General features: G+C 72.4%; 21 protein-coding genes. 15 read left to right on the forward strand and 6 right to left on the reverse strand.

Annotated elements, in window-relative coordinates; all coding sequences use genetic code 11:
- Positions 1 to 46: 46 nt before the first annotated feature.
- Together ACGFIB_RS21760 and ACGFIB_RS21765 are read left to right on the forward strand one after the other, a co-directional pair.
- Entirely contained in the window at positions 47 to 946 is a 900-nt protein-coding gene (locus ACGFIB_RS21760) for an ABC transporter ATP-binding protein (RefSeq protein WP_357263507.1), read from the forward strand.
- Positions 943 to 1,683 (forward strand): ABC transporter permease, encoded by a 741-nt coding sequence (locus ACGFIB_RS21765; protein ID WP_393374414.1) that lies wholly within the window; start codon positions 943 to 945, stop codon positions 1,681 to 1,683. Before ACGFIB_RS21760 ends, ACGFIB_RS21765 begins: the two co-directional genes overlap by 4 nt.
- 60 nt (positions 1,684 to 1,743) lie before the next feature.
- On the opposite strand, the gene ACGFIB_RS21770 is transcribed toward ACGFIB_RS21765, so the two are convergent.
- The 4 genes from ACGFIB_RS21770 to ACGFIB_RS21785 form a co-directional block, all read right to left on the reverse strand.
- Positions 1,744 to 2,349, reverse strand: a complete 606-nt coding sequence (locus ACGFIB_RS21770; protein WP_191049783.1) for a CBS domain-containing protein — start codon at positions 2,347 to 2,349, stop codon at positions 1,744 to 1,746.
- Between the two features lie 12 nt (positions 2,350 to 2,361).
- Positions 2,362 to 3,486 carry a CapA family protein gene (locus ACGFIB_RS21775; RefSeq protein ID WP_393374417.1) on the reverse strand — a complete coding sequence of 375 codons (1,125 nt, stop codon included), beginning with the start codon at positions 3,484 to 3,486 and terminating at the stop codon, positions 2,362 to 2,364.
- A 78-nt stretch (positions 3,487 to 3,564) separates the two neighbouring features.
- Entirely contained in the window at positions 3,565 to 4,377 is an 813-nt protein-coding gene (locus tag ACGFIB_RS21780; RefSeq protein WP_393374420.1) for a methyltransferase domain-containing protein, read from the reverse strand.
- 37 nt (positions 4,378 to 4,414) lie between these two features.
- Positions 4,415 to 6,559, reverse strand: coding sequence for an MMPL family transporter (locus tag ACGFIB_RS21785; RefSeq protein WP_393374423.1), 2,145 nt, complete (start codon positions 6,557 to 6,559; stop codon positions 4,415 to 4,417).
- Between the two features lie 87 nt (positions 6,560 to 6,646).
- Here ACGFIB_RS21785 and ACGFIB_RS21790 point away from each other — a divergent pair, with 87 nt between their 5' ends.
- The 8 genes from ACGFIB_RS21790 (at position 6,647) to ACGFIB_RS21825 (ending at position 14,110) form a co-directional block, all read left to right on the forward strand.
- Entirely contained in the window at positions 6,647 to 7,264 is a 618-nt protein-coding gene (locus tag ACGFIB_RS21790) for a TetR/AcrR family transcriptional regulator (RefSeq protein ID WP_208762288.1), read from the forward strand.
- 32 nt (positions 7,265 to 7,296) lie between these two features.
- Complete coding sequence (locus ACGFIB_RS21795; protein ID WP_393374426.1) at positions 7,297 to 8,250, forward strand: DNA polymerase domain-containing protein; 954 nt, start codon at positions 7,297 to 7,299, stop codon at positions 8,248 to 8,250.
- 36 nt (positions 8,251 to 8,286) lie between these two features.
- Positions 8,287 to 9,903, forward strand: coding sequence for an MFS transporter (locus ACGFIB_RS21800; protein WP_393374429.1), 1,617 nt, complete (start codon positions 8,287 to 8,289; stop codon positions 9,901 to 9,903).
- Positions 9,904 to 9,920: 17 nt separating this feature from the next.
- Positions 9,921 to 10,679, forward strand: a complete 759-nt coding sequence (locus ACGFIB_RS21805; protein ID WP_393374432.1) for a TetR/AcrR family transcriptional regulator — start codon at positions 9,921 to 9,923, stop codon at positions 10,677 to 10,679.
- 97 nt (positions 10,680 to 10,776) lie between these two features.
- Entirely contained in the window at positions 10,777 to 11,370 is a 594-nt protein-coding gene (locus ACGFIB_RS21810; RefSeq protein ID WP_393374435.1) for a toxin-antitoxin system HicB family antitoxin, read from the forward strand.
- A 90-nt stretch (positions 11,371 to 11,460) separates the two neighbouring features.
- Positions 11,461 to 12,306 (forward strand): DUF4097 family beta strand repeat-containing protein, encoded by an 846-nt coding sequence (locus ACGFIB_RS21815; RefSeq protein ID WP_393374438.1) that lies wholly within the window; start codon positions 11,461 to 11,463, stop codon positions 12,304 to 12,306.
- Between the two features lie 29 nt (positions 12,307 to 12,335).
- Positions 12,336 to 13,310, forward strand: a complete 975-nt coding sequence (locus ACGFIB_RS21820) for an ATP-binding cassette domain-containing protein (RefSeq protein ID WP_393374441.1) — start codon at positions 12,336 to 12,338, stop codon at positions 13,308 to 13,310.
- A complete protein-coding gene (locus tag ACGFIB_RS21825) occupies positions 13,307 to 14,110 on the forward strand; it encodes an ABC transporter permease (protein ID WP_393374444.1) in 804 nt (267 codons plus the stop codon). The genes ACGFIB_RS21820 and ACGFIB_RS21825 overlap by 4 nt, the downstream gene beginning before the upstream one ends.
- 39 nt (positions 14,111 to 14,149) lie before the next feature.
- On the opposite strand, the gene ACGFIB_RS21830 is transcribed toward ACGFIB_RS21825, so the two are convergent.
- Entirely contained in the window at positions 14,150 to 14,974 is an 825-nt protein-coding gene (locus ACGFIB_RS21830; protein ID WP_393374447.1) for an SAM-dependent methyltransferase, read from the reverse strand.
- Positions 14,975 to 15,090: 116 nt separating this feature from the next.
- Here ACGFIB_RS21830 and ACGFIB_RS21835 point away from each other — a divergent pair, with 116 nt between their 5' ends.
- Entirely contained in the window at positions 15,091 to 15,510 is a 420-nt protein-coding gene (locus ACGFIB_RS21835; RefSeq protein WP_357245122.1) for a VOC family protein, read from the forward strand.
- A 70-nt stretch (positions 15,511 to 15,580) separates the two neighbouring features.
- Complete coding sequence (locus ACGFIB_RS21840; RefSeq protein WP_393374450.1) at positions 15,581 to 16,480, forward strand: hypothetical protein; 900 nt, start codon at positions 15,581 to 15,583, stop codon at positions 16,478 to 16,480.
- A gap of 8 nt (positions 16,481 to 16,488) precedes the next feature.
- Here ACGFIB_RS21840 and ACGFIB_RS21845 read toward each other — a convergent pair whose 3' ends face one another.
- Entirely contained in the window at positions 16,489 to 17,352 is an 864-nt protein-coding gene (locus ACGFIB_RS21845) for an aldo/keto reductase (RefSeq protein WP_357245126.1), read from the reverse strand.
- Between the two features lie 116 nt (positions 17,353 to 17,468).
- Between ACGFIB_RS21845 and ACGFIB_RS21850 the strand changes: the two genes are divergently transcribed.
- From ACGFIB_RS21850 to ACGFIB_RS21860, 3 genes are all read left to right on the forward strand, one after another.
- Positions 17,469 to 18,353, forward strand: a complete 885-nt coding sequence (locus ACGFIB_RS21850) for a LysR family transcriptional regulator (RefSeq protein ID WP_357245128.1) — start codon at positions 17,469 to 17,471, stop codon at positions 18,351 to 18,353.
- Between the two features lie 104 nt (positions 18,354 to 18,457).
- Complete coding sequence (locus ACGFIB_RS21855) at positions 18,458 to 18,601, forward strand: hypothetical protein (RefSeq protein WP_167748310.1); 144 nt, start codon at positions 18,458 to 18,460, stop codon at positions 18,599 to 18,601.
- 152 nt (positions 18,602 to 18,753) lie between these two features.
- Positions 18,754 to 21,492, forward strand: coding sequence for a PEP-utilizing enzyme (locus ACGFIB_RS21860; RefSeq protein ID WP_393374452.1), 2,739 nt, complete (start codon positions 18,754 to 18,756; stop codon positions 21,490 to 21,492).
- The last annotated feature ends 191 nt before the right edge of the window (positions 21,493 to 21,683 follow it).

Genomic DNA, 21,683 nt, shown 5'->3' on the forward strand with positions numbered 1-21,683 from the left:
GCCGCCGGAGGACGATTTCCGCACGCCCGGCCGAGAGGCTGGACGAGTGATAACCGCAGCGAATCTCACCAAGCGCTACGGCCGGACCCTCGCCGTGAACGGGCTGTCCTTCACGGTGAAGAGCAGCCGGGTCACCGGCTTCCTGGGTCCGAACGGAGCGGGTAAATCAACCACGATGCGCATGATCCTCGGGCTGGACCGGCCCACCGCGGGCGGCGCGCACATCGACGGCAGGCCCTACCGGGAGTATGAGCAGCCGCTGCGCAAGGTGGGGGCGCTGCTCGACGCCAAGTCCGTGCATGGCGGCCGCTCGGCCCGTAACCACCTGCTGTACCTCGCCCACAGCAACGGGCTGCCCGCCTCCAGGGTCGGCGAGGTGCTTGAGGAGGTCGGGCTGGCCTCGGTGGCCGACCGCAGGCTCGGCGGGTTCTCCCTGGGCATGTTCCAGCGGCTGGGCATCGCAGGAGCGCTGCTCGGCGATCCGGAGGTGCTGCTGTTCGACGAGCCGGTCAACGGGCTCGACCCCGAGGGGATCTTGTGGGTACGCACGCTCCTGCGCCGCCTGGCCGCGGAGGGGCGGACCGTGCTGGTCTCCAGCCACCTGATGAGCGAGATGGCGCAGACCGCCGATCACCTGATCGTCATCGGCAAGGGCCGGCTCCTCGCGGACGCGGGCGTCTCCGACTTCATCGGGCGCGGTTCCCAGGGGTACGTACGGGTGCGCTGCGCCGATACGGCCCTGCTGGCGTCGCACCTGCCCGAGGGGAGCACCACCGCGCACGACGACCATGTGCGGATCACCGGCATCGGCGCCAGGGCGGTCGGCGAGGCCGCGGCGGCGGCCGGGATCGCATTGCACGAGCTCGTTGAGGTGCAGCCCACCCTGGAGGCCGCCTACATGGAGCTGACCCAGGCCAGCGCCGAGTTCACGACGGGGCGGTCATGATCGGCCTTCTGCGCTCCGAATGGATCAAGCTCCGCTCCATCCGCTCCACCATGTGGACGATGGCCGGCCTCGTCGTCGTCATGATCTCCTTCGCCTACCTCAACAGCGCCATCGCCTCCCGCCAGGCGGAGCGGCTGCAGGCGGGCGAGGTGACGCAGACGGCCCTCGGCGCGGCGCCGTTCGCGTCCCTCATCGTGGCCTCGCTGGGCGTCCTCGCGATCAGCTCGGAGTACCGCACCGGCATGATCCGCACCACCCTGCTCGCGGTGCCGCGCAGAGGGCGCATGCTGGCGGCCAAGGCGACCACGTTCGCCGCGTTCACCTTGGTCGTCAACCTGCTCTCGTGCCTGGCGGCGTTCCTGGTGGGGCAGGCCGTGCTCGGCTCCCACGGCGCGTCCCTGGAGGAGCCCGGCGTCCTGCGCATGGTCGCCGGATGCGCCCTCTACCTCACCGGAGCCGGACTGTTCGGGCTCGCCCTCGGCACCCTGGTCAGGCACACCGCGGGCGGCGTCGTCGCCGTCATCGTGACGCTCTTCGTGCTGCCGCAGCTCGTCGGGATGCTCCCGAACGGGGCCGGCGCGCGGCTCATGCCCTACGTCACGAGCGTGGCGGGGATGCGGATCATGTCCTCGGCCCCGGGCGTGCTGACCCCGTGGGCCGGGTTCGGTGTCTTCTGCCTGTGGATCGCTGCCGCCGCGCTCGCCGCGCTCGTCCTGCTCAGAAGGCGCGACGCCTGACGCCGGCGCCGGACGGTACGGCGGGACAGCGGGACAGTGGGACGGCGTGCACCCGGCGACCTAGCTGACGAGGCCCTCGGGGAAGACGACGTCGGCCACGCCGGGGACGGTCCTGGCGACGAGCCCGGCGATGCGGGCCGACCGTTCGTCGCCGGAGCCGTACAGCTCGACGACGCCGTCCCGCACGGCCGCGCCGAACGACGCCGTGTCGGCGCAGTCGCGCAGCGCCGCCAGCACGTCCTCGCGGATCCGCTCGTCCCCCTGGGCCAGCAGGCCCATCAGGTCGCGGCGGCTGACGATCCCCACGAGCTCGTCGTCGCGCAGGACGGGGACGCTCTTCACCCCGGTTGTGATCATCAGTTCGACCAGGTCCATGGTGTCGGCGCCGTCCCCGACGGTGGCGACGCGCGGCGTCATGACCTCCTCGACGAGCGCCGGCGGCCCGCCGGTGGGCAGCGCCTCGGGACGCAGGAAGGCCCGGGGGTTGGCCCCGAACTCGCCGCGCAGCAGGTCCATCTCGCTGACGATCCCGACCATCCGCCCGGCCGTGTCCACCACCGGCGCGGCCGTGATGTCCTGCTCGTACAGCAGGCGGACGGCCTGCTTGATCGTCGCCGTGCGCCGGACCGTCACCACCGGCGTCGTCATGATCTCGCGGACCAGCATCGTGACCACCTCCTACGCGGCCGGTGCGAGGGCGAGCGTGCCGCCGGGCGCCGGTGCGACCCGCGCGCCGAACTCCCGGCAGATACCGTCGAGCGTCGCCCGCAGCCACTCGCGGTCCTCGCCGCGGGCGTGCCGCAGCCGCATCCGCGCGGCCCGCATCGGCGCCATCCGCAGCTCCAGCAGCCGCCCCGACGCCGCCTCGGCGGTCGCGAAGTACAGCAGCCGCAGGTCGTCGCGGTACTTCTCGTAACCGGCGATGCCCTCGTAATCGTCGATGAAGTCGCCGCAGCCGTAGAGGATCAGCCGCTCCCGATACACCTCGGCCGGGCGGGGATGGTGAGAGGAGTGGCCGTGGACGAGATCGACGCCGCCCTCGACCAGCGCGTGCGCGAACTCGACCTGGTCGTCCTCGACCTCATAGCCCCAGTTGGAACCCCAATGGATGGAGACGACCACGATGTCCCCCGGCCGCCTGGCCTGCCGGACACGGTGGACCGTCGCCGCCGCGGCGTCGCGGGACGGCCCCGGCAGGAAGGCCACCCCCGACCGGTCGCGGGCCGCCGCCCACTCGCCGGGGACTCCGCTGGACGGCATCGCGACCGCGAACACCAGGACCCGCCCGCCGCCGGGGAGCGCCACGACCGCGGGCCGCCGCGCCTCGTCCTCGTCCCGTCCCGCGCCCGCCTGGTCGAGCCCCGCCCCCGCCAACGCGTCCAGCGTCTCGGTGAGCCCGCCTGCGCCGAAGTCGAGCACGTGGTTGTTGGCCAGCACGCACACGTCGGGCCGGGCCACGGCCAGGGCGGGGAGGTTGGCCGGGTTCATCCGGTAGTGCACCTGCTTGCCCGGAGCGAAGTCGCGGCCACGGGTGACGCTCGTCTCCAGGTTCAGCACGCGTACGTCGGGGGCGGCCTCGTCCAGCACCTCCAGGGCGTCGCCCCAGGGCCAGGAGTAGCCGACCGGCCGCGGGATCGGGCCGTTCGCCTCCTCCGCCAGCTCGACGTACGCGCGGGCGTCCCGGACGGACGACTCCTCAAGCGCGGGATCGCCGGGGTGCGGGAGGATCTGGTCGACGCCCCGGCCCAGCATGACGTCGCCGCACAGGAACAACGTCACCGGGTCCCCGGCGGCCGACCGCATCTCACCCCTCCTCGGGCAGCGCGCGGCAGCCAGTCACACCTCCATCCTGCCCCCTGGCTTCCGGCGGGCGCGGCCGGGTCAGGTCACGCGGCAGAGGATCTCGCCGTGCGGGACGCTGAACCAGCCGTCCTCGCTCGCGGCCCACTCCCGCCACCCGCCGGCGATCCGCCGCAGGTCGTCCTGCGTGGCGTGGCCCCCCTCGACGGCACGGTCCGCGTAGGAGGACTGGACCGTGCGGTCGGCCCACAGCCCGCCCCACCAGTCCCGCTCCTCCGGGGCGGCGTAGCACCAGGTGGACGATGACGAGGTGATGTCGGTGAATCCGGCCTCCCTCGCCCAGGCCCGCAGGCGGCGCCCGGCGTCGGGCTCGCCGCCGTTGGCGCTGGCCACCCGGCGATAGAGGTCGAGCCAGTCGTCCAGGGCCGGGATCTGCGGATACCACACGAAGCCGGCGTAGTCGGAGTCGCGGACCGCGACGATCCCGCCCGGCTTGGTCACCCGCCGCATCTCGCGCAGCGCGCCCACCGGGTCGCCGACGTGCTGCAGGACCTGGTGGGCGTGCACCACGCAGAAGGAGGCGTCGGGGTAGCCGAGCGCGTTGACGTCGCCCGTCGTGAAGCTCACATTGCCCAGGCCGCGCGCCTGCGCCTCCCGGCGCGCCTGCTCCAGGATGCCCGGCTCGCTGTCGAGGCCGATCACCTCGCCCTGCGGGACCAGTCCGGCCAGGTCGGTGGTGATCGTGCCAGGACCGCAGCCGACGTCCAGGATCCGCATGTGGGGCTTCAGCTCGCCCAGCAGGTACGCCGCCGAGTTGGCGGCCGTACGCCAGCGGTGGGAGCGCAGCACGGACTCGTGGTGGCCGTGGGTGTACACGGCCGTTTCGTTCGCCATGTCGTCCACGATCCCACGCGTCTCGCCATTCGAGCAATTATGTTTCAATATTCGAGACAGACAAGACCCGGCGCAGGCGGCGCAGCGGGCCCGGGGCCCACCAGTTGGCCGGGCCCGCCAGCCGCATCAGCGCGGGCATGAGCACGCCGCGGATCAGCGTCGCGTCGACGGCGACCGTGAGCGCCATACCGACACCGAGTTGCTGCAGGAACACCACCCGTCCCGTGGCGTACGCCGCGAACGAGGCGGCCAGGATGGCGGCGGCCGCGGTGACCAGCGGCGCGCTGCGGGCGATGCCCGCGGGCACGGACGCCACGGCGTCACCCGTCCGGTCCCACTCCTCCTTGATGCGCGCCAGCAGGAAGACCTCGTAGTCCATCGACAGCCCGTAGGCCACGCAGAACATCAGGATCGGGATGCTCGGCTCGATCGACCCGGTGGGTGTGAAGCCGAGCAGCCCGGACAGGTGGCCGTCCTGGAAGACGAACACCAGTGCGCCGAACATCACTGACAGGCTCAGCAGGTTGAGCGCCGACGCCTTCAGCGGCGCCACGACGCTGCCGGTCATGACGAACAGCACCGCGAACGTCACCAGCACGATCAGCAGGCCGATCAGCGGCAGACGCGCGGTCACGCCGTCGCGGTAGTCGGTCAACTCGGCGGGGTAGCCGCCCACCTCCACCGCGAAGGGCGCCGGGACGGCCCGCACCCGGCGCACCAGCCCGGGCGCGTCGGCGTCGAGACGGTCGCTCGTCGCCACCACCGACAGCCAGGTGCCGCGGGCGGCGGCGAAACGCGTGTCCGCGGGCCCCGGGACCGGCCGGCCATCCGTGTAGGACCCGGCGGCCGAGTCCACCCGCACCACCCCGTCGACCCGCGACAGCGCGGCGGCGTACGGCCCCGCCTGGGCGGCGCTCCCCTCCGGCGCGACCAGGTGGACCGCGTCGGCCTCCTCTTGGGAGAAACCCGCCCGGATCTGGTCGTACATCTGCCGCACGGGCGCCGAGGACGGCAGCACCCGGTCGTCGGGCAGCCCGAAGCGGACGCCGAGGAAGGGCGACCCGAGCAGCAGCACGACCGCCAGCGCGGCCCCGCCGAACACCAGCGGACGGCGCACCACGCGCAGGGCGAGACCGTGCCAGAACCCGCGGCGCTCGACTCGGGCAGAACCAGCACGGGCCACTCTGTGACCCAGCAGGGCCAGCGTGGCCGGGAGCGCGACGGTCGCGCCGGCTATCGCGGCGACCACGACCGCGACCCCCGCGTACGCGAAGGAACGCAGGAACGGGAAGGGGAAGGCGAACAGCACCGACAGCGAGGCGGCGACGGTGACCCCGCTGAACAGCACCGTGCGCCCGGCGGTGCGGACGGTCCGCGTCACCGCCTCGGGCACCGGCAGGCCCCGCCGCAGTTCCTCACGGAACCGGAAGATCATGAACAGCCCGTAGTCGACCCCGAGCCCGACGCCCATGACCAGGGCGATGTTCGAGGCGAACGTCGAGACCTCGGTGACAAGCACGACGCCGCGCAGCAACGCCAGCGACCCGGCCACGGCGAAGATCCCGACGCCGAGGGTGACCAGGGCCGCCGCGATTCGCCGATACACCAGCCACAGCAGCAACAGGACCAGCGGCAGCACGACCAGCTCGGCCCGGACGAAGTCCTGCCGGGCCTGTTCCATGACCGCGCGGAAGACCTCGTCCGAGCCTCCGGCCCGGACGTCGATCACGGCGTCGCTCCGGGTGAAGCGCGGGGTCAGGGCCGGCAGCACGGCACGGCGCACCCTGTCGGCGTCGCCGGGCACCCAGGCGAGCACCATCGCCTGCCGGCCGTCGCCGGAGCGCAGCGTCGCGGGCGCACCTCTCGTCCAGTACGACCAGGCGTCGCCGACGCCGGGATAGGCCGCGAGCTCCCGGGTCAGCGCCCGTCCCGCGGCCTCGACCGGGTCGCCGTCCACCGTCCCCCTGCGCGCGGTGACCAGCAGCGCGACATTGGGGATTCCGGTGCGGAACAGCCGGGCGAGGTCGTCGCGCGCCCGCACCGACTCCGAGCCCGGCGCCTCGAACCTGTTGAGGGACAGCGCGCCGATGGTCCCGGCGCCGACGACCCCGGCGACGAGCGTGATCAACACGCTCACCACGACGACCCACCGCGCTCTGCGTACGACGATTCCGGACGGCACGAGCCCCCCTGATAGTTTTACGAGCAATCATTCGTGTTTACTGCGAGAGAATACGAGCAATCGCTCGTATTGACAATGAGGAGTGCCATGGAGAGCGAGGAGGCGCGGCCCCGGCGGCGGCAGGCGCGCGGCGAGCGGCGAATGAGCGAGATCCTCGACGCCGCGGCGGCGGTGTTCGCCGAGCAGGGCTACGAGAAGACCACGACGAACGCCGTCGCGGCGGCGGCCGGGATCTCCCCGGGGTCGCTCTACCAGTTCTTCCGCAGCAAGGAGGCCGTCGCCGAGGCACTCGCCGACCGGTTCACCGCTCAGATGCGCGCGGCGCACGGGGAGGCGTTCGCCCCCGCCGACGTGGCCGCCATGGACCTGGACGAACTGATCGACCGGGTCGTCGATCCGCTGGTGGCGTTCAACATCGCCAACCCGGGGTTCAAGGCGCTGTTCGCCCGCCCGGACATGCCGCCGGGTCTCGCGACGGCGGCCGGGCCGATCCAGTCGGCGCTGCTCGGCCGGGTGGAGGCGATCCTCGCCGTACGGTCGCCCGGCCTGTCCGCCCCCGAGAGGACCCGCAGCGCGCGGGTGCTCGTGCAGATCTTCCAGGCGATGACGCCGGTCGTGGTGGCGGCCTCCGCGGAGGAGCGGGAGGCCGAGGTGCGCGAGCTGAAGAAGGTCCTGCGCGGCTACCTGGCCCCGCTCGACGGTTGATTCCCCAGCCCGAGCGGGGGCATGGTGAGGCGATGACCAGCGATGAGGTGCGCGACGGAGTCACGCTGACCAACCTCGACCAGCCGTTGTTCGACGGCGCGGGTGCGACCAAGCGCGACCTGGTCGACTACCTGGACGCGGTCCGAGACCGCGTCATCCCGGTGCTGCGCGAGCGCCCGCTGTCGGTGGTGCGGGTGCGACAGGGCCAGGCGCCGTTCATGCAGAAGAACGTGCCCTCCTACGCCCCAGACTTCGTGCGGACGGTCACCGTCTGGGCCGAGTCGTCGCAGCGGCGGGTCTCGTACGCCCTGTGCGACGACCGGCGCACCCTGCTGTGGCTGGCCAACCAGCGCGCGGTGGAGTATCACCCGGCCCTCGTCCACGCTGGCGACTGGGACCGCCCCACCCATCTCGTGCTCGACATCGACCCGCCGTCGGCCGAGGCGTTCCCGCAGGCCGTCGCCGCCGCGCGCCTGGCCGGCCGGGCGCTGGCCGACGCCGGCCTGGCGGGGGCGGTGAAGACCAGCGGCGCCAAGGGCCTGCACGTGTTCGTGCCGCTGGAGGCGCACACCACGCAGGACGTGGCGGCGGCCACCCGCGCGCTCGGTGTGCGCGCCGAGCGCCTCGACCCCGCCCTCGCCACGACGGCGTTCATCCGGGAGGACCGCGGCGACAGGGTCTTCATCGACTCGACCCGATCCGGCGGGGCGACCGTGGTCGCCGCCTACAGCCCGCGCGTACGGCCCGGCGTCCCCGTGTCGTTCCCGGTGGCCTGGGACGACCTGGACCGAGTCACGCCCGGCGACTTCACCGTCCGCACGGCGGCGGGGCTGCTACGGGACGGCGACCCGTGGGCCGCGCTCATGCCGGAGCCCCAGTGGCTGCCCCGCGAGCTGATCGAGGAGGGCCACACGATCCCGGTCGCCCGCGTCCAGGCAATGCACGAGGGCAAACGCCGGGCTCGCGCTCGCCGCGCTCCCTCGTGAGCGGCTTGGCGACATGATGTTGCTATAGTTCGCGACATGCCGTCGCCAACCTCGCGCCAGAGCTGGATCCCCCTCGTCGTGCTCGCGACCGGCGTGTCGATGGTCGTCATCGACGCCACGATCGTGAACGTGGCGGTGCCCGCGATCATCGCCGATCTGGGTCTCGGCGCCACCGACGTGGAGTGGGTCAACTCGATCTACTCGCTGATGTTCGCGGCGCTGCTCATCCCGTTCGGCCGCGCCGGCGACCGGTACGGCAGGCGCCGCCTGTTCGCCCTGGGTGTCGCGGTCTTCCTGCTGGCGAGCGTGCTGGCGGCCATGTCGGTGAACGGGCCCATGCTCATCGGCGTACGAGCCGTGCAGGGGGTGGGGGCGGCGATGGCCGTTCCGATGACCCTCGCGATCATCAACCGCGTCTACGTAGGCCGACGGCGGGTGATCGCCTTCGCGGTGTGGGGCTCCATCATCGGCGGCATGGCCGCCGTCGGCCCGCTGGTGGGCGGCTGGCTCGTCACCGAGCACGGCTGGCGGGCCGCGTTCTGGATCAACCTGCCCATCGGCGCGCTGCTGCTGCTCGGCTCGCTGCGGGTGCCCGAGTCGCGGGACGGCCATGCGGCGGGCGGCGACCTGGCCGGGCTCGTCCTCGCCGTGCTCGGCACGACCGGCGTCGTCTTCGCGCTCATCGAGGGCCAGAAGTACGGCTGGCTGGAGCCGCGGCGGACGGCGGACCTGTTCGGCCTGCGGTTCGAGAGCGTCTCCCCCGTGCCGTTCGCCTTCGGCATCGGCATCATCGCGCTGATCGCCCTCGTCGTGCGCGAACGGCGGCGCGAGCGCGCCGGCCTGCCCGTGCTCGTCGACCTGACGCTGTTCGAGCTGCCGAGTTTCCGCTACGGCGCGATGGCGGCGGTGATCGTGGCGCTCGGCGAGTTCGGCATGATCCTCGTGCTGCCGCTCTTCCTGCAGTCCGCGCTCGGCTACACCGCCTTCCGCGCCGGTCTCGTCATCGCCGCGCTGGCCCTCGGCACCTTCCTCGCGGGCGGGCTGGTCCCCCCGCTGTCGAAGACGCTGGCACCGCGGACCATCGTGCGGATCGGCCTGGGCCTGGAGGCCGTCGGCGCGGCCGGCATCGGCCTGTCCCTGGCGCCGGACATGGGCGCCTGGCGGCCCGTGCCGTGGCTGCTCCTCTACGGCGCGGGCATCGGCTTCGCCACGGCGCAGCTCACCGGCGTCCTCATGGCCGACGTGCCGGCGCGTCTGTCCGGCGGCGCGTCCGCGCTCCAGAGCACGGTCCGCCAGCTCGGCGCGGCGCTGGGAGTCGCCATCCTGGGCGGCGTGCTGGTGTCCGGGCTCGGCTCGGCCGTCGAGCGCGGGCTCGCCGGCCGGCCCGAGCAGGTGCGCACGAGTGCGGCGCGCGCGGTCGAGGAGAGCGCCGGCGCCGCCATTCCCGCGCTGCGCGACCCGGCGATCCACGCGGTGGCGGTCGAGGCCGCCGCCGAGGCGACCCGCAGGGTCACGTTCATCACGGCGCTGACGCTGCTGGCCGGGGTCGGCATCACCCTCCTGCTTCCCCGCACACCGGTCGCCCAGGATGAGTCGCCGGAGCGAGTCGCGGCGGGCGGGCCGGATACTGGAGGTCGCGACCTGGACATTTAGCGACTCTGGAGGGGGTAATGCCGAGGATCAGCGCGGCGACCGTCGCGGATCACCGGGCCAACCAGCACGCCGCCCTGCTGGAGGCGGCGCGGGAGATCCTGGCCGCCGAGGGCGTGCACGCGCTCACCCCGGCGGCCGTCGGCGCCCGGATCGGCCTGGCCCGCTCCAGCGTCTACCGCTACTTCGCCTCCACCGCCGACATCCTGGCGCAGCTCGTGGAGGACGCCTTTCCCCGCTGGTCGGCCCGCCTGCGCGCCGCCATCGCCCCCGGCGGCCCGGACGATTCGCTGCCCGGCAGGATCCGCACGTACGGCAGGGCCGCGCTCGACTTCGTCGGCAGCCCCGACTACGCGCTGATCCCGGCGCTGCAGGCGATCGGGCTGCCGGGCGAGTGCCGGGTCCGCGTGGACGAGATGCACGGCGCGCTGATCGCACCGCTGGCCGACGCGCTGCGCGAGGCCGGGGCCGACCATCCGGCGCTGCGGGCCGAGCTGGCGTGGGGGGTGCTGCGGGCGGGGGCCCGCCGCCTCATGCCCGACGCGGCGGCACACAACCCGGCCGCACACAACCCAGTGGCACACAATGTGGCGGCACACGACGCGGCCGTACACGACCCGGCGGCACACGACGCGGCCGCACATGCCCCTGCCGCAGACGACCCGGCGGCACACAACCCAGTGGCACACGACGCGGTGGCACACGACCCGGAGCCCACTGCCACGGCGGACGACATCATCGAGATCACCCTCGACGTGCTCACCCGCACCCTGCGCTGATCCCCGCGCCAGCCGCAGCCCGTCCATGACGTCACCGCGACGCACCATGACGCCATAGCCGGTTGACGTGACGTCATTATGACGTCATAGTTGGGTCATGGATCTGATGCCGTACGTCGAGAACCTTCGCCGTCAGCTCGCCGTCGCCGCCGAGGCCGGCGGTCCGGATACCCGCGCACTGGCAGAGCACCTCACCTCCGCCCTCGAATCCGCCACCAGGCTCACCCTGCTGGAGGCGCTGTCGGCGGCGGCGGACGAGATCACCCGTGATCTCGCACCGGGCTCGGTCGACGTGCGGCTACGTGGCGGCGACCCGGCGTTCGTGGTGACGCCACCGCAGTCGGCGCCGTCATCGGAGGGCGGGGCCGGCGGGGCGGAGACCGCACCGCCGGCCGCACCGCCGACCCTGCCACCGGCCCTGCCACCGACAGCGCCGACGACGGCGCGGGAGGCCACCCCGCCCGCCGGGCCGCCGTTCGGCGAGGAGGGGGGCACCGCGCGGGTGACCCTGCGGCTGCCCGAGCACCTCAAGGTGCGGGTGGAGGAGGCGGCCGCCCGGCAGGGAATATCGGTCAACGCCTGGCTGGTCCGCGCTGTGTCCGCCGCGTTCGAGCCGGGCGCCGGAAGCGGTCCCGCCGACCGGCCGCAGCAGCCCCGGAGCGGACGCAGCTACACCGGCTGGGTGCGCTAGCCGCACCCGCCCGGTCTCATCACCTGTCACCACTCTTCGCCCGGCCCCGAGGCCGGGATGTTCCACCGGACCCGTGAGGAGGGCTCCGCCATGCCTGCTTTCGACACCCCCGAGCCGATCACCGCCGACATCCAGATCTACCTCGGCCAGGTCCGCGTCCACGCGAGCGACCGCGCCGACACCGTGGTGGAGGTGCGCCCCAGCGACCCGTCCAGCGAGGCGAGCGTGCAGGTCGCCGAGCGGACGATCGTCGAGTTCTCCGCCGGACGGCTGCTGATCAAGGACCCCAAGCCCAAGGCCCTGAGATACCTGCTGCCCTGGCGCGGCTCCATCGACGTGACCGTCGAACTGCCGGCCGGCTCCCGCGTCGAGACCCAGGGCGCAGCGGATCTCGTCGCCACCGGCCCGCTCGGCCAGACCGTCCTGCACAGCTCGTACGGCGACCTGCGCCTGGAGGAGACCGGCCCCCTGGAGGTCAAGGCGTCGTACGGCAACATCTCCGTCGACCGGGTGATCGGCCCCGCCGAGGCGACCACCTCCACCGGGACGATCCGGGTCGGAACCGTCGACGGCCCCTGCACGCTGAGAACCTCCACCGGTGCCATCAGCCTCGGCGAGGCGACCGGTGACCTGCAGCTGAAGACCGCCCACGGTGACATCGTCGTCGACCGCGCGCTGGCCGGCCTCACCGCCAGGACCGCGCACGGGGGGATCCGGATCCACGCGGCGGTGAGCGGCGCCCTCCACCTGGAGACCGGCTACGGCAAGGTCGGCGTCGGCATCGCCGAGGGCACGGCCGCCTGGCTGGACCTGCACACCAAGAACGGCGTGGTGCGCAACACCCTCGACGCCGCCGAAGGCCCCGAGACCACCGACACGGTCGTCGAGGTGCACGTGAACACCAACTGGGGCGACATCGACGTCCACCGGTCCTGACCTCCGAACACACCAGCAAGGAGACCCCCATGAGCGACGCGATCACGGCCGAGGGACTGGTCAAGAGATACGGCGAGGTGACCGCTCTGGACGGGCTGAGCCTGTCTGTCCCGCAAGGGACGGTGCTCGCCCTGCTCGGCCCGAACGGCGCCGGCAAGACCACGACGGTGCGGGTCCTGACCACCCTGCTGCGCCCCGACGGCGGCCGTGCCACCGTCGCCGGATGCGACGTCGTCGGCGACGCCCGGCGGCTGCGCTCGTCCATCGGGCTGTCCGGCCAGTACGCCGCCGTCGACGAGCACCTCACCGGCGCCGAGAACCTGGAGATGATCGGGCGGCTCTACCACCTGGGCGCGAGGCGCAGCAAGGCCCGCGCCCGTGAGCTGCTCGAACGCTTCGACCTCACCGACGCCGCGGACCGTCCGGTGAAGGGCTACTCCGGCGGCATGCGCCGCCGTGTCGATCTCGCCGGCGCCCTGGTCGCCGACCCGCCGGTGCTCTTCCTGGACGAACCCACCACAGGCCTGGACCCCCGTGCCCGCGCCGCGCTGTGGGACACCATCTCGGAACTCGTCGCGGCCGGCAGCACGCTGCTGCTCACCACCCAGTACATGGAGGAGGCCGACCACCTCGCCGACCAGATCATGGTGGTCGACCACGGCCGCGCCATCGCCCGGGGCACCGCCGACGAGCTCAAGGACCAGGTCGGCGGCAACCGCGTCGAACTGACCGTGACCGACGCCGCCGAACTGGAGACCGCCCGGCAGATCCTCGCCCGGTTCGCCGTGGGCGCCGTACAGACCGGGCCGGAGTCGCTCCAGGTCACCGCCCCGGTCGCCGACGGCCCCGAGTCGCTCCGCCAGGTCCTCGGCGGGCTCGCCGACGCCGGCGTGCGGGTGCGCGACGCCGGCCTGCGGCGGCCCACCCTCGACGACGTCTACCTCACCCTGACCGGGCACCAGGCGTCCGGCACCGACCCCCAGGCCCGGGAGGCCATCCGATGAACGCGCTCACCATGCCCATCGCCGACGGCTGGACCATCGCCAGGCGCAACACCCTGAAGATCAGGCGGTCGCCGGACCTGCTCGGCTCCGCGATCACGTTCCCGATCGTGTTCGTGCTGATGTTCGCCTACGTCTTCGGCAGCGTCATCCACATCCCGGGGATGTCCTATCGGGAGTTCCTGATCCCCGGCATCTTCGTCCAGGCCGTGCTCGTGAGCGCGCAGGTCACGGGCTACACACTGACCCTGGATCTGCAGAAGGGGATCTTCGACCGGTTCCGCTCGCTGCCCATGGCCCCGTCCGGGGTGCTGATCGGCCAGACCGTCAGCGACCTGCTGATGAACCTCGCCAGCCTGGTCGTCATGGCGGTGATGGGGCTGATCGTCGGCTGGCGGGTGCACACCGCGCCGCACGAGGCCGTCCTCGGCTTCGGGCTGCTGCTGCTGTTCGCCTACGCGTTCTCCTGGTTCACCGCGACCGTCGCGCTGGCCCTGCGCACCCCGGAGAGCTTCAACAACATCGCCACCACGCTCTCCTTTCCGCTGATGTTCGTCTCCAACGCCTTCCTCGACAGCTCCGAACTGCCCACGCCGCTCCGCGTCGTCGCCGAGTGGAACCCCGTCTCGACCATCACCCAGGCCGCACGCGAACTGTTCGGCAACACCAGCACCGCGATGAAGACCGCGGACGCCTGGCCCCTGCAGCATGCCGTTACCGCATCGCTGCTCTGGATCGCCGTCATCCTGGTCGTGTTCATCCCGCTGGCGACCCGCCTCTACAAGAAGGCCGTCAGCGCCTGACCACCCGCGCCGCCGGTCGGCGACGGGCCCGCCGCGCGGTCAGAGCTTGCGGCCGACGGCTCCCACAATGCCGGCGTCGCCCGGGTCCGCCGGCACCTCCCAGGGAACGTCGGGCCGCCACGCCTGCACGGGGACCAGGCCGGGCTCCAGGATCTCCAGCCCGTCGAAGTACGACGTGATCCGCGCCAGCGACCGGCCCGCCAGCCCGCCCGAGGATGTCGCCGAGTAGACCTGCTTGCTCGCCTCGACGACCTCCTCCCGGATGTCGCCCTTGTAGATGTGCGACAGCACCAGGTGGCCGCCCGGAACCAGCCGTTCCCGGATCTCCGCCACGATGCGGGCGGCGGTCTCGTCCTCGGTCACGAAGTGCAGCACCGAGACCAGGAGGACGGCGAACGGCCGGGTGAAGTCGATGTGGGCCCGCACCGCCGGGTCGTCGAAGATGACGCCGGGGTCGCGCAGGTCACCGCTCATGACCATCGTGTCCGGGTTGTCGGCCAGCAGCGCCCGCGCGTGGACGAGGACGACGGGGTCGTTGTCCACGTACACCACCCGCGATCCCGGGGCGTGCCGCTGCGCGACCTGGTGGACGTTCTCCTGCGTCGGCAGCCCGGCGCCGATGTCGATGAACTGGGTGACGCCCGACTCGGCCAGGTGCCGCACGGCGCGGCCGAGGAAGCCGCGGTTCTCCCGGGCGACCTCCCGCCCGTCGTTGCCCATCTGGCGGCCGATGGCGAGCATCTTCTCGGCGGCCTCCCGATCGGCCGGGAAGTTGTCCTTGCCGCCCAGGTAGTAGTCGTACATCCGGGCGACGCTGGGGACGGTGGGATCGATGCCCGCCGGTGCCTGTCCGAAGTCGTCCATGCGTTCCATTCCTCGCCGATGGGATCGCTCCCACGATCCTGTGACTTGAAGATCATCCCCTGAGATTCATCCGCGGGCAACGGGGCAGCAGCACGGCGACGATCCCGGGAGGACGCATGACGCCACGCATGACCCTGACGGCGGCGGTGCTCGACGCACCCGACGCACGCGAGCTGGCGGTCTTCTACCAGCGGCTGCTGGGCTGGCCGATCGACGACGACGAGCCCGGATGGGTGACGTTGCGCGTCCCCGGCGGCGGGACGGGCCTGTCGTTCCAGACCGAGAAGCTGTACGAGCGGCCCGTATGGCCCGCGGCGCCCGGCGGGCAGCGGATGATGCTCCACCTCGACATCGAGGTGGACGACCTCGACGCCGCCGGGGCCCACGCCGTCGAGGCGGGCGCGACCCTCGCCGGCCACCAGCCGCAGGACGACGTGCGGGTCTACCTCGATCCGGCGGGGCACCCGTTCTGTCTCTGGGTCAGGACGGCTGACCGGCGCCCCGATGATCTGGCGGCAGAGGCGACGGGCGTGTGAAAGCGGATTAATGCGGGCGACATTCCACGGACCGTGACCGCGTAACAACGCCGGGTCAGACTCCCGGGATATGAGCGAACCGAGAAATGCCGCCGACGGGGGCGGGCACGCGTCTCCCGGCCCGCATCACGGGCTTCCGTACCACGGGCTTGCGAACCACGGGCATCCGAACCACGGGCTCCCGCAGCACCGGCACCACGGCGTCCGGTCCTGGCGACGGGAGGTCGGGGAGCTGGCCGCGCTCTTCATCGCCGTCGGCCTCGCCCACCTGCTCACCACCCTGCTCGGCCACCGGGACCCCGGTCCGGTGGTCCTCGTCGGCCTCGGCCTGGCACTGATCCTCGGCTCGGCCGTGCACCGGCGGCTGTCGGCCTCGGGAGGCCTACGGGCACGCGCCCGCGTCAGGGCCGCGCAGTCCACGAGCCTGTGGCGGGTTCGGGCCAGGGTCGCCGAGCGCCCCGGCCGCCTCGCCGAGCTCGCCGGGGCGCTCGCCCGGCTGCGCTGCAACATCCTCGCCCTGCAGATCGCGCCCGCCGGGAGCGCGTCGATGATGCCGGGAGGCTGCGACGCCCTGGACGAGTTCATCGTCGAGGCCCCGGCCTCGCTGACGCCCCTCGACCTGTGGCGCGCGGTCGACCGGGCCGGCGGCGCGGAGGCCGTCATCGTCCCCGCCCAGGTCAGGGACCTCATCGACCCCGGCATCCAGGCGCTGCTGCTAGGCCGGCGCGTACGCGACGACCCGGGCGAGCTGGTCGCGGCCATGACCGAGCTGCTGCGTACGGCGGACATCCGCAGGTGCGGCCCCGGCGAGCCGGCTCCCGAGGAAGGACCGACCGTGATGGCCGTTCCCCTGCCCGCCGGCGGCGTGCTGGTGGCGCGGCGGCCGGACCTGCCGTTCACGCCGACCGAGACGGCACGGGCCGCCGCGCTGGCCGCGGCGGCCCGGCACCGTCAGTGGGCGGACGAGTGAGGTGATCCTCAGCCCGCCGCGTCGAGCCGGGTGAGCTCCTCGGCCGACAGCTCCAGGTCCGCCGCCTTAACCGAGTCGGTGATGGTCTCCGGCCGCGACGAGCCGGGGATCGGGATCACGACCGGTGCCTTGGCCAGCATCCAGGCCAGGCACACCTGCTGCGGGCTCACGTTGCGGGCCTGCGCCACCTCCGCGAACGGCGCGAAGCGCGAGCCCAGCTCGCCCGCCCTGGAGATGCCGCCGAGCGGGCTCCAGGGCAGGAACGCGATGTCCAGCTCGGCGCACAGCTCCAGCTCCGGCTCGCTGGAGCGGAAGGCCGGGGAGAACTGGTTCTGCACGCTGACCAGACGGCCGCCGAGGATGTCGTTGGCCTGGCGGATCTGCTCCGGGTCGGCGTTCGAGATGCCGGCGTAGCGGATCTTGCCCGCGTCCAGCAGGTCGCGGATCGCCCCGACCGAGTCCGCGTACGGCACCTTCGGGTCGGGCCGGTGGAACTGGTAGAGGCCGATGGCGTCGACGCCCAGCCGCTTGAGTGAGGCGTCGCACGCCTGCTTGAGATAGTCGGGTGAGCCGTTGAGCGTCCAGGAGCCGTCACCCGGCCGCAGGTGTCCGCCCTTGGTGGCGACCAGCACGTCCGAGGTGTCGCCGCCGTAGCTCGCCAGAGCCTTGGCGATCAGCGCCTCGTTGTGGCCCACCTCGTCCGCGTGCAGGTGGTAGGCGTCGGCCGTGTCGATGAGCGTCACCCCGGCGTCCAGGGCCGCGTGGATGGTCGCGATGGAGCGCTGCTCGTCGGGCCGCCCCTCGATGGACATCGGCATGCCCCCGAGACCGATCGCGCCGACCTGCACGTCGCCGATGCGGCGAGTCCGCATAGGAAGATCCCCCCTTGAAAGACACAGATCAGAGTTCTGTGTCCTATCCTGCGAATTCGGCATTAAGCCGTCCAACAGAAGATTTCGATCGCATTGAGCAGCATAGGTGATGAACGGTGGAGTTACGGCAGCTCAGGTACTTCGTGGCGGTCGCCGAAGAGAGCCACTTCACTCGGGCGGCCGATCGTCTGCACATCGCGCAGTCGGGCCTGTCGGCGTCCATCCGTGCGCTCGAACGGGAGCTGGGCGCCGACCTGTTCCGGCGCAACACCCGGCAGGTGCGGCTCACACCCGAGGGCCGGGCGCTGCTGGTGGAGGCCCGCAGGGCGCTCGCGGCGAGCGACGCGGCCCGTGACGCCGTGGCCGCCGTCCAGGGCCTGCTGCGCGGATCGCTGTCCATCGGCTCGCTGCAGTGCCTGCACGCGGTGGACCTGCCGACCGTGCTCGCCGGGTTCGTGGCGGCCCACCCCGGCCTCGACATCCGGCTGCGCCACGGCGGCTCGGGCGAGCTGGTCGAGCAGGTGCGCGAGGGGCGCCTCGACCTCGCCCTGGTGCTTCGCCCGGCGCGCGAGCCCGACGACCTCGTGGTGGCCCCCCTCGCGTCCGAGCCGCTCGTGCTGGCCTGCGCGCCTGGGCACCCGCTGGCGGCATGCGGGAAGGTGGGGCTGGAGGCGCTGCGAGGCGAGCGGTTCGTGGACTTCCCGCCGGACTGGGGCACCCGGACGCGGGCCGACGAGGCGCTCGCCTCCGCCGGCGTCGACCGGCACGTGGCCCTGGAGGTCACCGACGTCCACTCTCTGCTCGCCCTCGTGGGGAACGGCCTCGGCGTCGCCCTGGTCCCGCGGTCGTTCTCGGCGAAGACCGCTCGCGTGCGCTTCCTGGAGCTGGCGGATCCGGCTCCCATGTGGGAGACCGTGGCGGTGAGCGGGGCGGTGAGCGGGGCGCCCGGCGGCGGCGCGGCCGCGGCGTTGCTGAACGAGATCTACCGCGTCGCTCGATAGCTTTCTGGTCAAAAATCGCCCATTTTGGTATATAACACCCATAAGGCTTCAGGGGTTCGGCCCCAGGGCCGTCCGAACAGTCGACGACCACGAAGGCGACTCCTATGAGCGTGCACGTCCACGTCCGCCTCACCGACGGTTACGCCGTCACCGAGGACGGACAGCTGCTGGAGCGGAGCAGTTGCCACTGCGGCGCCGCGTGGGAGACGACCTACCAGGTGGACGAGGGCGAGCCCGAAAGCATCTGAGCCGCCGGGCGCCGCGGGCCGCGGCCTTCGCCGGGAGACACACAACCGTCACCCTTTGAGGCCTCTGGTGGTTCACCCGGCGTTGGCGATACTGGGGCGATTTGTTCACGAAGCATCACCAGCCCGTGTCCCGGCGGCAGGTTGGAGACGGCTTGACCACCAAAGTGGCCGTGATATCGCCAGGCGACGAGGACGCCCCCGCACCATGGATGTCCCACAGGCGGATCGCCCTGTTGCTGAGCTGCATCTTCTCCGAGATCGGAGCCGAAGCCACCTGTTTCGCGGAAGGGGCCGCGGCACGCACGCGATTTCCGCTGTCCGGCTTCCGATCGGCGGTGCGCATTCCGCCGGGCACGGTTCCCCTCCCCTCGGCCGCCGAGGCGATCGTGCGGACCCCGGGCATCGGCATGTGGACCACGGTGGTCGCCCGGAGACCCGCGCCGTGCGGGGTGAGCTTCGGCGAAGCGGCGTTGGAGGCGCTGAACGGCTGCCGGCATCTGCCGTACGACCTCATCGCCACGCGTCCCGGGACGCTCGCCCGGCACCTCGTGGCCGGCCACGACGTTCCCGCGGCGAGGATGCGGCGTGGCCTGGCCGTTCTCCAGGACCCCTGGCAGCGCTCCCGCGCGTTGCTGGGAGGCAAGGACGTGACGCTGCGAAGACTTGCGTCTCTCCTGGACGGCAGCAGGATCGATCCGGGGCTCAGCATCGACTGGGAAACCTGGAGCTTCGACCCGGACGGCACGAGGAAGCGGCTGGCGAACTTCTCCGGCAGGGACGCGGTCATCGTCCGCAGTTGCGGTGACGGCGAGGACGGCTGGGAGCAGTCCCACGCCGGTGAGTACGCGAGCGTCGTCGTGGAGCCCGGGGCCGACGCCACCGGCGCGATCGACCGGGTCTTCCACAGCTATCCGGCCCTGCGGGGGCGCAGCCGGGTCTTCGTGCAGCGATGGCTCGATCCCGTGGACGCGGCGTGCGTCATCACCACGAGAACGTTGGGGGGAGCGCCCTACTACACGGTGGTCGTCGACGAGGTCAGCGGCCGGTCGGACCGGATCACCAGCGGAGCCGGTGACCTCGCCGGCATCCGCTACGTACACAGAAGCCACGGGCAGGACGGTGGAGGGGCCGGGATCCCCGAGACGGACCGGCGCCTGATCGCCGCGACCGCCGAGGTGGAGCAGGTGACCGGGTCGGACAGCCTGGACCTCGAACTGGCCGTGGCCGGCGGAGCCGTTCACCTGCTGCAGGTGCGTCCGCTCGTCTCCGCCATGATGCGTGAGGCCGAAGAGGGAGACTCGTACGCCCTGGTCGAGCGTGCGATGCACCGGCTGCGGAAGCTGGGCGACGGGCTGCTGCTGTCCACCATGGCGGACTGGAACCCGGCCGAGATGATCGGCCGGCGCCCGTCCCCTCTGGCCATGTCGTTGTACCGGACGCTCATCACCGACAGGACCTGGGCGCGTCAGCGCGCGGAATGCGGTTACACCGATCTCCGGGGCACGCCCCTGATGCGGATCGTCGCCGGTTCGCCGTACATCGACGTCCGCGCCTGCCTCGCGTCCTTCCTGCCCTCGGCCCTGCCGCGCGAGGATGCGCAGGCCATCGTGCGGGCTCAGGGCGAGCGCCTGCGCGGCGAACCCGGCCTGCACGACAAGGTCGAGTTCGCCGTCGCGACCACCTGCTGGACGCCCGATGCGGGAGAGCGGCTGGCGCGGCTCGGCCGCGAGGGGGTGCCGGGCGGGGCGCTCCGGCGCCTGCACGGCGGTCTGATCACGGTCACCAGGAGCATCCTCGACGGCTTCAGCGGTCACGCCGCCGCGCTGGCGGCCTGCCGGTCGCCGGCACTTGTGGACGCGCACCCGGACCGCCTGACCGACACCCTGGCCGTGGCCAGACGGATCGCCCTCATCTTCGCCCATCTCGCACGGGCCGCGTTCGTCGCGGTCGACCTGCTGCGCTCCCTTGAGGAACTGGGGCTGGCCGGGGACCGCACCGAATGGATGCGGAGCATCCACTCCGTGGCAAGCGGCCTCCGGCGAGATGCCGCAGCGGTCGACGACGGCACCCTGACGTGGGCCTCCTTCGTGGAGCGCCATCAATGGACGCGCCCCGGAACCTACGACCCCACGGTGCCGCCCTACGGGCAGCAGGCGGAGAAGTATCTCAGGCCCCTCCTGCGTCAGCCTCTCCTCACCTATGGACCACCGGAGCCGAGCGTCCCTCTCGTCGCCGATCCCGCGGCCGTCGGCAAGGCGCTCGCGCCCCTCGGGCTGGACGCCACTCGCGCCGAGGCGTTCTTCCGCGAAGCGATCCGCGCCCGAGAGGCGGGGAAGACGATGTACGCGGCCTGGGTCAGCGCGGCGCTCGAGTCGGCGGCCGCCCGTGCGGCCCGGGCGCACCTCAGCCGATCCGATCTGACCTACCTCCGGCTGTCCGAGATCGGCGAAGACAACCCGGCCTGCGCCTCGCTGGTCGTCCGCCGGCGCGAGGAGCTACGACGGCAGGCGGCGCTGCTGGAACTGCCGGATGTCATCACTCAGCCCGAGGACCTCCTGTCCTTCAGCCGAGCCCCCGGCAGGCCCAGCTTCGTCGGTACGCGGAGCGCCACCGGTCCGGTCCACCTCGACCCGACGGCCGACCACCCACCGCCGCCCGGCGCCGTCGTGCTGGTCGAAGCGGCGGATCCCGGCTACGACTGGGTGCTCTCTCGTGGCATCGCCGCGCTGGTGACGGCTTACGGAGGGGTGAACTCCCACATGGCGATCCGATGCGCCGAACTCGGCGTCTGCGCCGCGATCGGCGTCGGGTTGCAGCAGTTCGAGTCGTGCAAGTCGGCGAAATGGATGTGCGTCGACGCCCGGGCACGTCGGCTGATCATTCCGTCCTGATGCCGCTCAATCCGAAGGGCCATCGATGATCCTGACGTTGCCTCCCTCCGCAGGGCCCGCGGACTATCTCGCGGCATGCACGTCGTTGGGTTCGCCCCCCGGCGGGCGTCTGCTCCTGGTTGGGGAAGATCCGGCGATCCGTCGGGCGCTGCGGGAACACGGCTTCGCCCTCGGTGCCGCGGCGGCGGACG

Origin of the sequence: Microbispora bryophytorum (assembly GCF_043197435.1) — a bacterium.
In the GTDB taxonomy this organism is placed as follows: Bacteria; Actinomycetota; Actinomycetes; order Streptosporangiales; family Streptosporangiaceae; genus Microbispora; species Microbispora bryophytorum.

Coding starts and splice junctions, on each gene's coding strand:
- ACGFIB_RS21815 (WP_393374438.1), top strand. CDS start 11,461: ATGCCTGCTTTCGACACCCCCGAGCCGATCACCGCCGACATCCAGATC.
- ACGFIB_RS21775 (WP_393374417.1), bottom strand. CDS start 3,486: ATGCGGTCGGCCGCCGGGGACCCGGTGACGTTGTTCCTGTGCGGCGAC.
- ACGFIB_RS21840 (WP_393374450.1), top strand. CDS start 15,581: ATGAGCGAACCGAGAAATGCCGCCGACGGGGGCGGGCACGCGTCTCCC.
- ACGFIB_RS21800 (WP_393374429.1), top strand. CDS start 8,287: ATGCCGTCGCCAACCTCGCGCCAGAGCTGGATCCCCCTCGTCGTGCTC.
- ACGFIB_RS21805 (WP_393374432.1), top strand. CDS start 9,921: ATGCCGAGGATCAGCGCGGCGACCGTCGCGGATCACCGGGCCAACCAG.
- ACGFIB_RS21825 (WP_393374444.1), top strand. CDS start 13,307: ATGAACGCGCTCACCATGCCCATCGCCGACGGCTGGACCATCGCCAGG.
- ACGFIB_RS21855 (WP_167748310.1), top strand. CDS start 18,458: ATGAGCGTGCACGTCCACGTCCGCCTCACCGACGGTTACGCCGTCACC.
- ACGFIB_RS21780 (WP_393374420.1), bottom strand. CDS start 4,377: ATGGCGAACGAAACGGCCGTGTACACCCACGGCCACCACGAGTCCGTG.
- ACGFIB_RS21835 (WP_357245122.1), top strand. CDS start 15,091: ATGACGCCACGCATGACCCTGACGGCGGCGGTGCTCGACGCACCCGAC.
- ACGFIB_RS21810 (WP_393374435.1), top strand. CDS start 10,777: ATGGATCTGATGCCGTACGTCGAGAACCTTCGCCGTCAGCTCGCCGTC.
- ACGFIB_RS21790 (WP_208762288.1), top strand. CDS start 6,647: ATGGAGAGCGAGGAGGCGCGGCCCCGGCGGCGGCAGGCGCGCGGCGAG.
- ACGFIB_RS21795 (WP_393374426.1), top strand. CDS start 7,297: ATGACCAGCGATGAGGTGCGCGACGGAGTCACGCTGACCAACCTCGAC.
- ACGFIB_RS21845 (WP_357245126.1), bottom strand. CDS start 17,352: ATGCGGACTCGCCGCATCGGCGACGTGCAGGTCGGCGCGATCGGTCTC.
- ACGFIB_RS21765 (WP_393374414.1), top strand. CDS start 943: ATGATCGGCCTTCTGCGCTCCGAATGGATCAAGCTCCGCTCCATCCGC.
- ACGFIB_RS21830 (WP_393374447.1), bottom strand. CDS start 14,974: ATGGACGACTTCGGACAGGCACCGGCGGGCATCGATCCCACCGTCCCC.
- ACGFIB_RS21770 (WP_191049783.1), bottom strand. CDS start 2,349: ATGCTGGTCCGCGAGATCATGACGACGCCGGTGGTGACGGTCCGGCGC.
- ACGFIB_RS21820 (WP_393374441.1), top strand. CDS start 12,336: ATGAGCGACGCGATCACGGCCGAGGGACTGGTCAAGAGATACGGCGAG.